We start from the raw sequence: 12193 nt of genomic DNA, 5'->3' as shown, positions 1-12193 counted from the left end.
TTGTTGTGAGTGGATAACGATTTTATTTTCTGTTCACTTTGAAAAAAGAAGGAGATTTCCTTCAATTTACTTCATTATGAAAGAGGGTTTTTTATGATTTATCAATATCTTCCTGTGGATCGGATCACATATGGAGTTAATATCGTCAACGAGCAATTGCTTCAAGAAGTGCAGCGATTACATGGTGAAAGGATCTTACTTGTTACAACAAATAGTATCTTAAGTACTAAAGCATATCAGAACATGAAAGAGTCCCTTCAATCTAGTGGGATCGCGTTATTTGAGACGTGTTCTAAACAACATGTTCCCGGAAATATCTTGATGAGAGATATTCATGCTATTCGAGAATTTAGTCCCAACTTAATTATTAGTTGTGGTGGAGGAAGTCCGATAGATGCAGCGAAAATACTTTCATTTGTCTTGGCTGATGATGTGAAAACAGAAGAGAGCCTTTACTTGTATTCAGATAATGTAGGTGCAAAATCGATAGCGATGAAGAATTATATACCCCATATATCAATCCCGACAACATTGTCTGCATCTGAGTTTACAAGTATTGCTGGCGTGACGAATGGTGAGGATCATTTAAAATATAAATTCTCTCATTTAAATATGACCCCAAAAGTTGTCTTTCTAGATCCTGCGTTTACGGTTGAAACTCCAGAATGGTTGTGGATATCTACAGGTATTCGTGCTGTAGATCATGCGGTAGAGACCCTCTATTCACCGACGCCTAATCCGATTAACACAGGTCTAGCGTTACAAGCATTAAAAAAGCTGTATTATTATTTGCCGCAAAGTAAAGCAGAGCCTGAGAATTTAAGGGCCCGACTAGAATGTCAAATTGGAGCATGGCTTTCTCTATTTTCAGTCGTGAATATCAAGTTAGGGCTGTCACATAGTATCGGTCATCAATTAGGAGCACGGTTTAATATCCCACATGGGATGACGTCAGCGATTATGTTACCACATGTGATGAAGTTTCTTTTGTCACGGACATACAACGAGCAGGCGCAAATCCCTGAGGTATTAGGAAAAGTAGATATAAAGATGAGTGTTAAGGATAAAGCAACCATAGCACCAGGACTTATCAAAGATCTGATTGAAAAGCTAGAGATCCCACATCGCTTACGAGATTTTAACGTGTCCAGAGAGCAGCTTCTGCCACTAGTCACGAACGTTTTAAAAGATATCCAAGGGGAAGAGAATTCATTTGTGTTACAAACTGAGGACTTGCGAGAGGAGATTACTAGTTTGTTAGAAGCGGCTTATTAACCATCTATTCAAACAATTATTTGTTTTATATTATTGGATAATCAGCTTTACAAGGGGGAGAGCTTCTTTGAACATTGGTAGAATATCTGAAAAGTATGCAAAGCTAGATCCACAGCGAATGGCAATTATTGATATTCCAAATGAACGCCGTATCAGTTTTGGCACTCTTGATGATCGTATACGTAGGTTGGCAAATGGTTTGATAGAAGACCTTGGTCTTGAAAAAGGGGATCGCGTGGCTGTTTTATCAAAGAACTCTATTGAATATCTTGAAATTTATTTTGCTTGTGCACGCTCGGGATTAATTATTCAACCACTAAATTGGCGGTGTGGAATCCTAGAGCTTGTCCGAATTATAAATGATGGAAAGCCTTCAGTGTTTATTACTTCTGAAGAATTTTATAAGGATAGTTTGGAGCTGCAACAAAAGACTGAGGTGGATCATTGGCTTGAATACGGCGTAGATAGTGACGGGTCATATGAAGTCTTGATCGCAAAAGCTTCAACATATGAACCTCTTCAATCGAATAGTGTTGGAGATAATGACCCTATGGTTATTCTTTATACTGGGGGGACTTCGGGAGAGTCGAAAGGGGCATTACACACTCATAAGTCTATTTTTATGGGGATGTTGAATCAAACAGTTGCAGAACGAATTGTACCTTCTGATGTTTATATGTTAACCGGACAGATGTTTCATATCCCGATAGGGTTGACAATAAATTATATCGCTCACGGTTGTCCCGTTGTCCTCGTAAACTTTGATGCAAAACAGGCACTTGAAGTCATTCAACAGGAACGTGTAACCGCCTTTCTTGGTATTACAACGATGATTAATCGAATGTTAGCTGTTGAGAACTTTGATAGCTACGATTTAAGTAGTTTGCGAAATATTCAATATGGAGGAGGACCGATGTCGATGGCTGTCGTTAAGAAAGCTCTAGAGTCCTTTCCAAGTACACTCATCCAAGGATACGGTCAGACTGAAGGAATGGGTATGACCTTTCTCACGCAAGAAGACCACTTAAATGCGGTTAATGGCATTCATCCTGAGCGTTTAGCTTCCTGTGGGCGTGAGGGACATATTACCTCAATTCAAGTCGTTGATAAACAAGGCATCCCTGTTCCACGTGATGGCGAGACTCCTGGAGAAATTATTGTTAAATCTGAAGCGAATATGATTGGTTATTGGAACCGTCCTGATCTTACAGCCGAAACGATTCGAGACGGATGGATGTGGACAGGAGATATCGCAACTTGGGATCAGGATGGGTATATTTTCATTGTTGACCGTGCAAAAGATATGATCATATCCGGAGGCGAAAATATTTATAGTATTCAGGTTGAGAATGCGATATATCACCATGATTCAGTACTTGAGGTTGCAGTTTTTGGTGTGCCAGATGATGAATGGGGTGAAGTCGTAAAAGCTGTTGTAGTGCTTAAGCCTGGTCGGACAGCTACAGAGCAGGAAATTATTAATACAGCTAAAGAACACCTAGCATCCTATCAAAAGCCCAAGTCAGTTGATTTTGTAGAAAGGGTCCCAAAAGCTCCAACTGGTAAAATTCTTAAGCGTAAGCTAAGGGAGCGATACGTTAAGTTAAGGGGGAATAATGTATGAGTAAACTATTAACTGAAGAAATACTAAGTTATATTGGGCATTCAGCCCCACCAAAAAAAGAAATAGTTACTCGTCGAGATATACAAAAGTACTCCATTGCTACAGGACAACGCCAGAAGAAATATATTCGAGGTGATGAAGCACCTCCAATGTTTCACGTTTCTTTGTTTTGGGATGTCGTTGAGTTAGAACAATTAATGCCAGATGGCGTATCGAAGGATATACTATTACCTGAATTTCCTTTAAAAAAAGCAATGGCTGGTGGATTAAAGATTGACTACCACAAGCCTATTTATCCTGGTGATTGGTTAACAGCGACCCGTACACTAACAGATATATATGAAAAAGTTGGTTCTAGTGGCCCTCTTATTTTTTATGAAGTAGTAATGGAAGTCGTAAATGAACAAGGAGAGAAGGTCATTACTGAAAAAACAACGAGGATCCTTCGCTGATGGAATAGAGTCAAAACATGAACGAGGATATTAAATAAAAATTGTGGATGATCAAAGGTACAGTCACTATTTAATTATAAAATTTAAGAGTATTTAGTATGTAGGAGTGTGTTGTTTATGGTCATAAAGAAAAAGCAAGATCGATCATCTCGAATACATGGTATTACTCCTGGAGACTTATTGCCAGAGCGTCAATACCAACCTGACAATGTACAATTATTTTTGTATAACTCGGCGTTGTGGAACGCACACCGAATTCACTTTGACTATCCTTATACGACCGAAGTAGAAGGTTATCCAGGTCTGGTCATTGCTGGTCCATTATTGGGAGATTGGCTCAACCAGTGTGTGACTGAGTGGTTGGAAGAGGATGGAGATTTAATGACGATTGAGTATTCTAACCGAAAGGCTGCTTTCATCGGTGAAACACTTCGGTCTGGTGGAAAAGTACTTTCTTGTGATTACGCAAAAAGGGAAGTAGAAATCGAAATCTATATAAAAAATGAAGCTGATGAGATTATTGCACCTGGCACGGCCGTTGTTCGTTTTAGTTAATAAATAGAGAAAAAATAAACCATTTTAAGGCGGTAAAATGTTATAAAAGAGTAATTCTAGCAAAGGGTATCAAGAGAACAGGACTTAGCAACATGAAGTAATTAAAGAGAGATAGATAAGATATAAGACTTTAACTATTTCGTAAAATATTAATCTAAAATAGTTCTACTGCACATGGGTAGAATACCTGATCTGATCCAAAATTGATACTATACATTCTTTTTAGTTGATTCGTTCCGACTGAAGTAGATGAATAGGGCACTAGTTGGCAATTTAACTTTATAATGAAAAAAACTAAAGCTCTTTTATATCCTCGACAAACAATCTTGTCTAGTGAAAAGATATAATGTTAAAATGAAGTGAGGCTCATATTTAGAATTGAATTAATAGTGATGAGCAAAATGAATGCGGTTACAGTATTTTAGTTAATCACATCATATGATGCCTATTGATTTTTTCTTATCATTTTAGGGGGAGCTTTCATTGAAAAAACAGACATCTAACCGAAAGAAGGCAACAAAAAAATCGAGTGTGAAATATACCAAGATTGTGAATGCTGCGGCAGAAGTTTTTCGAGAGAAAGGATATAAAGAAGCTACTTTAGAAGATATCGCTAACAAAGTAGGTATGTTAAAAGGAAGCCTTTACTATTATATTGACAAAAAAGATGACTTACTATATGCAGTAGTTGAGCGACCATTAAGTGAAATGACGGAAAATTTAAAGCAGATTGTTCATTCATCAAATAGCCCATCAACCAAATTAGAGCAGGCGTTAAAAAATCATATAAATGGTTTTGAGCGCTATCAAAGTGAATTATTTGTTTGGGTATCTATTGAGTGGTTTAAGTCTGAATTTGGTGGGGAAATCGCAACATTAGGTGATGAATATGATCGTTTATTCCGTACGATTATTAATGAAGGGATCGAAAAAGGAGAATTTCGTAGTGATCTTGACCCTAAACTTATGACGTTTGCTGTTTTTGGTGTCTATAATTATATGCAGCGTTGGTATGCACCGAATAATGAATATTCATTAGAGGATATCGCATGTCAATTTAATGGTTTTGTTCTTCAAGGTGTATGGGATAAGGCTCTATTGTGTTCACCTGAAAACGACGAGAAGTAAATCACTTGATAGACGTAGAATGTTGGTAGTCAATGATGTCAACATTTATTGGTTGTCATCATTGTTATAAAGGTAAGGTTTTACAGTGCGATGTACAATGGCCCTTACTCATTGTAAGTCTTTTAATATAATTAAGAGTTTAAGGGTATTGTACATAGTTAACTATGGTCGGTTAGAGACGCCCTTGAGGTTTAGAGGGTAGAGGATCAATTTTAGAGTAATGTTTGTAGTGAGACTAAAAAAACAAATATTTGGTAGAGGCGAATTTTTGAAGAATTCAATTGTATATCTTTTAATTAAAAGTTTAATTCGCTGATGAGAGAAGTCAGGGAATTTTAGAGCAATCACGTAATTTGTTCAAGTTTGGTTTAAAGAATGAAAATTATACTTTGCGAAGGAGGTGTGACATTAAAATTCTGAATTTTCAATAAATTAGGGCAGGTGCGAAGCTGTACAATCGGTTGAGAGAATGGTTAACACACTATATTAAATAAAGGAGGTTCGGAATTTGGAAAGGAATGTATTATGTAAAAAAAGCGAAATTCCATTGGGTGAATCGAAAGTATTTCAAGTGAGACGATTATCTGTTGTTGTCGTTCGAAAAGAAAATGAACAATTTTACGCAGTGCGGAACTTCTGTCCTCACCAAGGTGCTGAATTAGGAAAAGGTGTTTTAAGAGGCGCAGCTCGTGCAAACGATGTAAAGGACGTTTGTTATGAAAAGCCTGGTAGTTTTCTTTATTGTCCATGGCATCATTGGAGTTTTGATGTGGAAAATGGTTGCTCGATGCACGACCCTGAGAATACAAAGATCAAAACGTATGATGTGAAAGTTGAGAACGATGAGGTCGTCTTGTATGCGTAAAAATCAACCAATCAGTAGTTTGGTATAAAAAGAGTGTTCATTAGTTTAAGTGAATTTAACATTCAGTTGATTGGTTTGGAAGCATATACAATTGTATTTTAGTTTCTCTAAATTGAAAGGAGACGAATAATGAGTACCTTAGTAAATAAAAAAGATCAAAAAGTTGTAAATCGATCAAAAAAAATTCCTGTTATAGACTGTGATGTTCATCCGAACCCAAAAAGTTATGAGGATCTTAACCCATATCTAAGTGAATATTGGAGAGATTTTTTAGCTGATTGTAAATGGAAGGGTGTATTTCCAAACATTCCAGCCATGGCCATTGTAGCGAATGCGGGCCACCGTATGGACAGCATCCCTCCAGAAGGCGGACTAGGGTGTTCTTCACTCGATTTTTATCGAGAGCAAGTAGCAGATCGGTACAATTATGCAAATTCGATTCTTTTTCCTGACTCTACATTTATGCTGTCTGCATCTCCTCAGCATGAAATGGCTACAGCGATAGCATCCGCTTATAATGATTGGCAAATTGATCACTGGTTATCAAAAGACTCTAGCTTGCGTGGGTCTGTTGTTATTGCCTCTCAAGATCCAGAAATGGCAGCACGTGAGATTGATCGTGTCGGTAGTCACCCGCAGATGGCTCAAGTTGGGCTATCCATTCATTCTCCTTATGGGGGTTGGGGTGATAATCGTTATTACCCGATATGGAAAGCTGCTGTACGTCATGGGCTTGTTTGTACATTTCATGTGTCTGTCCCAGGTGGGGTGTTTAGACCAGGGCCGAACTATGGAAACTACTATCCAGAATTTCAAACAAACAATGGGTTAACATATCAAGCTCAAATTTCAAGTATTATTTTTGGTGGGGTTTTCGAAAAATTCACTAAACTACGAATGTTATTTGTTGAAGGTGGATTTGCATGGTTACCAAGTGTTATGTACACGATGGATACGCATTGGCGGAATTTAAAAAGGGAGGTTCCTTGGGTGAAACGTCCACCAAGTCAGGTTGTAAGAGAACATATGTGGTTTGGTACGCAGCCAATGATTGAGCCAGAAAGTCATGAAGACGAGAAACACGTATTAGATATTATGAAAATGGTTGGTTTAAATAATTTTGTTTTTACGAGTGATTACCCACATTGGGAATTTGATGCACCTCATGCAGCTTTTGCTAGGTTCCCTAAAGAATTTAAACATCAAATTTTTTACAAAAATGCAGTTGATTTATTCGGCTTGCCAAATCCAATGGATACAAACGGAACCAATTAGTGAAAACAATGCTTCTAAATATAGAAGCAGAAGCCCAGCAGAGCATTTTTATTTCTTTGTTCTGCTGGAAGCTCAATATTGATTTTCAAGCAACAGGCTACCTCATTTAGGCGATTAATTTAGGAGGGAAGACTTTTTGAATAAAAATCATTTTACAAGCTTCTTATTGTTATGCCTTGTTTTAGTTGCATGTGGTAGTCCTGCTGGGTCTCCTCAAGATGGAGACGAAAAGCGCCCAGCATCTAACGAATCTTCTGAGCAAGAAAGCTATGTGCTAACCCTTTCTCATGGATATCCTACATCATCATTTATGCATACGTTTATGGAGTGGTTTGATGAAGAAGTTCAGGAACGAAGTGATGGTCGGTTATCTCTTGAAATCTATTCCAATGGACAATTAATGCCTCCTGACCAGGAAGTTCCCGCGATTTTACAGGGTCAAATTGATATGACCCATACGACCTCTCCAGTATTGGCCAGTTTTGACTCATTATGGAATGTTTATGAATTACCGTTTATCTTTGATTATGACCCACAAGATCCAGCTGTTTTTTTAGAAAATCGAATGGAATTTAATAACAGTGATGAAGGTGGCGGAAAAATTAGGGAGGTAATGGAAGAAAGAGGATTAAAAGTATTGTCCCTGAGCTTTATTGATATGTTTGGATCTGTTTATACAACTGATAGTAACAATTTAGTTACAGGTCCTAACAGTGCTGCAGGTTTAAGGCTACGTTCTCCTGGTGGATTAATCGGTCCAGAAACCGTTAGTGCGATGGGGGCTAGTAGTGTTACAATCGCAGGTGCTGAAGTGATAACTGCATTACAACAAGGGATTGTTGATGGATTATTAACAACACCAATTTATGCTCATGATGCGAAGTTACCTGTCAAGTCATTTTCACTAGTGCCACTATTTAATAGTGTAACACCTCTTGTTATCTCACAGGAAAAATTTGAATCATTACCAGAGGACCTTCAAGAGGTTCTTGTAAAAACAGGTCAAGAACTAGAGGGTTATGCGATGGAGATGGTATTAGAGCGTACAAAAACTGCGTATAGAACATTGGAAAACGATGGTGTTGAAATCTACTATCCAACGAAAGAGGAGATAGAGGAATGGAAAGATGCAACAATGTCTGCAAAATCAGTTTTTGAAAATGAAGTTGAGAGAGGTACTGAGCTTCTAAAAACGCTTCAGGAATAGTAAATAAAAAATGGGAGGGAATACTTTGAATAAATTAAATAACATAATCTTCTTTTTGCTTTGTATCGTTTTAGTAGCTTGTAGCAACTCTGCTGGGTCTACCCAAAGCGGAGAAGAACAGAACACTCAGCCAAATACTTCTTCTGAACAAGAAAATTATGTGTTAACACTATCACATGGTTATCCAGCTTCATCATTTATGCATACGTTTATGGAGTGGTTTGATGAAGAAGTTCAGGAACGAAGTGATGGTCGGTTATCTCTTGAAATTTACCCTAATAGCCAGTTAATGCCTTCTGATCAAGAAATTCCTTCCATTTTACAAGGTCAAATTGATATGACTCACATTGCTTCTCCGGTACTTGCCAGTTTTGATCCAATATGGAACTTTTATGAATTGCCGTTTATCTTTGAATATGACCCCCAAGACCCAGCTGTATTCTTGGAGAACCGCATGGAGTTTAATCACAATGAAGCTGGCGGTAGGAAAATAATTGAAATGATGGAGGAAAGAGGATTAAAGATACTATCTCTTGGTTTTGTTGACATGTTTGGATCTGTTTATACAACTGATGCCAATAATTTAGTTACTGGACCGGAAAGTGCTGAAGGGTTAAGACTTCGGTCACCTGGTGGGTTAATCGGTCCAGAAACTGTGAGTGCGATGGGGGCTAGTAGTGTAACAATTGCAGCATCTGAGGTGACAACTGCACTGCAACAAGGGATCGTTGATGGATTGTTAACGACGCCTATTTTCGCTGATGATGCCAAGTTACCAGTTAAGTCATTTTCATTAGTTCCTTTATTTAATACAGTAACACCTGTTATCATCTCTCAGGAAAAGTTTGATTCATTACCAGAGGACCTTCAAACGATCCTTTTACAAACTGGCCAAGAGTTAGAGGAATATGCGATGGAGACGGTATTAGAACGCACAAAAACAGCGTACACAACCTTGGAAAATGAAGGGGTTGACATTTACTACCCAACAGAAGAGGAGATAAAAGAGTGGCAAAAAGCAACAGAACCAGTGAGGGCAGTCTTTGAAGAAGAAGTTGAAGCAGGTTCTGAGCTTTTAGAGGTACTTGATGAATAGATGGATTGATTACGCCTGTAAATATCTGAAAATTATTGAATTTCAGAATATTAACTGGTATAATTAAAATTCAAACAAACGTTAGATTAGATTAGTTGAGAGCTTCCAACTTTATCGATCATTCAAATAATTACTAGAATGTAAATAGATATAAGGGTTCTATTATAAAAGCAAAGGAGGTGAGGGTAGTAAAACGATCTTTTCTCCTTAGGAAATAGAAATGATTACATGGATGGAGGGGAAAGAAACATGGAATCGATAAGTGGAAAAGTAGCAATTGTCGGGGCAGCAGATTCAGATGTCGGGGTAGTGCCTCATATGAGTGCAACACAGCTCTGTGTAGATGCAGCCCTTCGTTGTTTAAACGATGCAGGTGTCACAAAAGATGAGGTTGATGGCATCATTACTTGTAATTCGTTTGTTGAACCGATTTTGTATCATGCTGAAACAATAGCTGAATACCTGAAAATTTCCCCGAAATATTGCATGAGTGTCGCTAATGGTGGAGGAACAACATTTTCTATTCTCCATCATGCAGCGTCGGCTATAGTGACGGGTATGTGTGAGACGGTATTAATCACGATGGCTGACAGTATAAAGAGTGGTTTAACTCGAGATCAAGCCATGACATTTCAAGCTTCTGCTGGTCATCCTGAATTTGAAATCCCTTATGGACCAACCGTACCTGCTTTTTACGGACTGATTGCACAGGCACATATAAAAAAATACGGAACCACCCCGGAACAACTTGCAAAAGTAGCCGTATCTGCTCGTGAACATGCATGTCTTAATCCGACGGCGCAAATGCGTGAACGTATAAATATAGATGATGTTCTTAATTCTCGGATGATTGCTGACCCATTACATTTGTTAGATTGTTCGTTAGTTTCTGACGGTGGATCAGCTATTTTACTAACATCTGCAAAGAGAGCAAAGGATTTCCCCCATCAGCCTGTCTACTTATTAGGCGCTGGAGAAGGCCATCACCATGAACACATTTCGCAAGCACCGAGCTTAACAACTTCTGCAGCCGTAGATTCTGGACGACGTGCATTTGAAATGGCTGGTTTACAACCTAAAGATATGGATATTGCTCAAATCTATGATGCGTTTACTTCCATGGTCATCTTGCAATTGGAGGATCTAGGCTTTTGTGAGAAGGGAGATGGTGGTGCATTTGTAGAAAGCGGGGCCATTGATCTCGGTGGTGAAATCCCGGTGAATACACATGGTGGATTGTTATCCCATTGTCATCCAGGTCACCCTGGGTCAATGTTTGCTCTTACGGAAACGGTGCAGCAATTGCGACACCAAGCCGTAGAGCGCCAAGTAAATGACGCTGAGCTGGCATTAGTCCATGGTCAAGGTGGGATTATGTCAACTCATGCAACACTTATTTTTGGTAGAGAGCGAACGTAAGAGTGTTAAAGGTAGGTTTGTCTCTAACAACTAGAAATCGTTTATAGTTGTTAAATCTAATGAGTAGGAGTTGATAATATGAGCAATGATAGAACTCTTCCGAAACCAACGCTTGAAACTAAACGATACTGGGAAGGTTGTAAGAATCATGAGCTGTTGATTCAGCAGTGTTCGGATTGTGGTGCATATCAATTTTACCCGAGAATGTTATGTACGGACTGTATGAGTAGAAATGTAGAGTGGGTGAACGCTTCTGGTACAGGGAAAATCTCTAGTTTTACAATCGTTCGTCGAGCTCCTAATAAAGCCTATGCAGCTGATGTACCGTATGTACTGGCTTTAATTAAACTCGATGAAGGGCCAACGATGATGAGTAATGTCATAGAATGCGAACCTGAAAAGGTGAAAATTGGTATGAAGGTTGAAGTGGTCTTTGATGATTGGACGGAGGAGATATCGATTCCGAAGTTTCGTTTATTATAAAAAGAGTGAGTCATTTAAGGTTATAGAAAATACCTGATATCTCAAATGAATTGCTAGTTTTACACCACATTAAATGGATCATAGGATCGCCTCATCCGTCTTTTGAAAAGGGAACGATTTTGTTCCCTTTGCTTTGAAAATAGTTAAAGGCTAGCAATGTAAAGCGTATTTTTATGCTTCCTTCTTAAAAACTGTAGACCGGAAAAACTTAAAAGGAGAAGCGAAATGACGATTTATTCAATTAAAGCAAACCTAACCAATGGTGAAGAAATTAGTTTAGGTACCTATAGAGGAAACGTGATGTTAATTGTAAATACCGCAAGTAAATGTGGCTTAACCCCTCAATATGAAGGTATTGAACATTTATATAAAAAATACAAAGAAGATGGTTTTACGGTGCTAGGATTTCCATGTAACCAATTTGGAGGACAGGAGCCAGGAACAAATGAAGAAATTAGCAGCTATTGTTCAATAAATTATAATGTTACTTTCCCTCTCTTTCAAAAAATTGATGTCAATGGGGAAAAGGTACATCCTTTATATCAATATCTACGGAAACAAGCACCTGATGGGACAGAGCTAGATAAGAATAGTAAGTTATATCATCACTTAGTCAAAAACTATCCACACTATTTAGAAGGCTCTGCAATAAGATGGAATTTTACAAAGTTTCTTGTTGACCAAACGGGTCATGTAGTGAAACGTTACGAACCAACGGTTATTCCAGAAGAGTTAGAGCATGATATTGAAAGGTTATTGTAAGATTTTTGTGTTGAACATTTTCCAATGATAAAAAGATTCTTTACCCTTTAGG

Annotated in this window: 12 protein-coding genes; all 12 read left to right on the top strand. The window is 38.2% G+C overall.

Annotated features, from left to right (window positions below):
• Nucleotides 1-93 precede the first annotated feature (93 nt).
• The 12 genes from KH400_RS06520 (at nt 94) to KH400_RS06465 (ending at nt 12141) form a co-directional block, all read left to right on the top strand.
• A complete protein-coding gene (locus KH400_RS06520; protein ID WP_217223087.1) occupies nt 94-1275 on the top strand; it encodes an iron-containing alcohol dehydrogenase in 1182 nt (393 codons plus the stop codon).
• A 67-nt stretch (nt 1276-1342) separates the two neighbouring features.
• A complete protein-coding gene (locus KH400_RS06515) occupies nt 1343-2899 on the top strand; it encodes a class I adenylate-forming enzyme family protein (RefSeq protein ID WP_217223086.1) in 1557 nt (518 codons plus the stop codon).
• Complete coding sequence (locus tag KH400_RS06510) at nt 2896-3351, top strand: FAS1-like dehydratase domain-containing protein (protein WP_217223084.1); 456 nt, start codon at nt 2896-2898, stop codon at nt 3349-3351. The genes KH400_RS06515 and KH400_RS06510 overlap by 4 nt, the downstream gene beginning before the upstream one ends.
• A 117-nt stretch (nt 3352-3468) precedes the next feature.
• Complete coding sequence (locus tag KH400_RS06505) at nt 3469-3906, top strand: hotdog family protein (protein WP_217223082.1); 438 nt, start codon at nt 3469-3471, stop codon at nt 3904-3906.
• A 483-nt stretch (nt 3907-4389) separates the two neighbouring features.
• A complete protein-coding gene (locus KH400_RS06500) occupies nt 4390-5034 on the top strand; it encodes a TetR/AcrR family transcriptional regulator (RefSeq protein ID WP_217223080.1) in 645 nt (214 codons plus the stop codon).
• Between the two features lie 508 nt (nt 5035-5542).
• Nucleotides 5543-5899 (top strand): Rieske (2Fe-2S) protein, encoded by a 357-nt coding sequence (locus KH400_RS06495; protein ID WP_217223078.1) that lies wholly within the window; start codon nt 5543-5545, stop codon nt 5897-5899.
• A 129-nt stretch (nt 5900-6028) separates the two neighbouring features.
• Nucleotides 6029-7174, top strand: a complete 1146-nt coding sequence (locus KH400_RS06490) for an amidohydrolase family protein (protein ID WP_217223076.1) — start codon at nt 6029-6031, stop codon at nt 7172-7174.
• A gap of 136 nt (nt 7175-7310) precedes the next feature.
• Nucleotides 7311-8381, top strand: a complete 1071-nt coding sequence (locus KH400_RS06485; RefSeq protein ID WP_217223074.1) for a TRAP transporter substrate-binding protein — start codon at nt 7311-7313, stop codon at nt 8379-8381.
• A 25-nt stretch (nt 8382-8406) separates the two neighbouring features.
• Nucleotides 8407-9477: a TRAP transporter substrate-binding protein gene (locus KH400_RS06480; RefSeq protein ID WP_217223072.1), complete on the top strand. Its 1071-nt coding sequence runs from the start codon at nt 8407-8409 to the stop codon at nt 9475-9477.
• Between the two features lie 249 nt (nt 9478-9726).
• Nucleotides 9727-10896, top strand: a complete 1170-nt coding sequence (locus KH400_RS06475; protein WP_217223070.1) for a thiolase C-terminal domain-containing protein — start codon at nt 9727-9729, stop codon at nt 10894-10896.
• Between the two features lie 78 nt (nt 10897-10974).
• Nucleotides 10975-11379 (top strand): Zn-ribbon domain-containing OB-fold protein, encoded by a 405-nt coding sequence (locus KH400_RS06470; RefSeq protein ID WP_217223068.1) that lies wholly within the window; start codon nt 10975-10977, stop codon nt 11377-11379.
• A 225-nt stretch (nt 11380-11604) separates the two neighbouring features.
• Nucleotides 11605-12141 carry a glutathione peroxidase gene (locus KH400_RS06465; protein WP_217223066.1) on the top strand — a complete coding sequence of 179 codons (537 nt, stop codon included), beginning with the start codon at nt 11605-11607 and terminating at the stop codon, nt 12139-12141.
• The last annotated feature ends 52 nt before the right edge of the window (nt 12142-12193 follow it).

It is taken from the genome of Desertibacillus haloalkaliphilus (assembly GCF_019039105.1).
Classification (GTDB): Bacteria; Bacillota; Bacilli; order Bacillales; family KJ1-10-99; genus Desertibacillus; species Desertibacillus haloalkaliphilus.
The sequence above is the reverse complement of the archived record's forward strand: the minus strand, read 5'-3'. Positions and strand labels throughout refer to the sequence as shown.

Excerpts from the sequence above, each read along its gene's own strand:
- KH400_RS06520 (WP_217223087.1), top strand. The coding sequence starts at position 94 with ATGATTTATCAATATCTTCCTGTGGATCGGATCACATATGGAGTTAAT.
- KH400_RS06510 (WP_217223084.1), top strand. The coding sequence starts at position 2,896 with ATGAGTAAACTATTAACTGAAGAAATACTAAGTTATATTGGGCATTCA.
- KH400_RS06505 (WP_217223082.1), top strand. The coding sequence starts at position 3,469 with ATGGTCATAAAGAAAAAGCAAGATCGATCATCTCGAATACATGGTATT.
- KH400_RS06490 (WP_217223076.1), top strand. The coding sequence starts at position 6,029 with ATGAGTACCTTAGTAAATAAAAAAGATCAAAAAGTTGTAAATCGATCA.
- KH400_RS06475 (WP_217223070.1), top strand. The coding sequence starts at position 9,727 with ATGGAATCGATAAGTGGAAAAGTAGCAATTGTCGGGGCAGCAGATTCA.
- KH400_RS06470 (WP_217223068.1), top strand. The coding sequence starts at position 10,975 with ATGAGCAATGATAGAACTCTTCCGAAACCAACGCTTGAAACTAAACGA.
- KH400_RS06465 (WP_217223066.1), top strand. The coding sequence starts at position 11,605 with ATGACGATTTATTCAATTAAAGCAAACCTAACCAATGGTGAAGAAATT.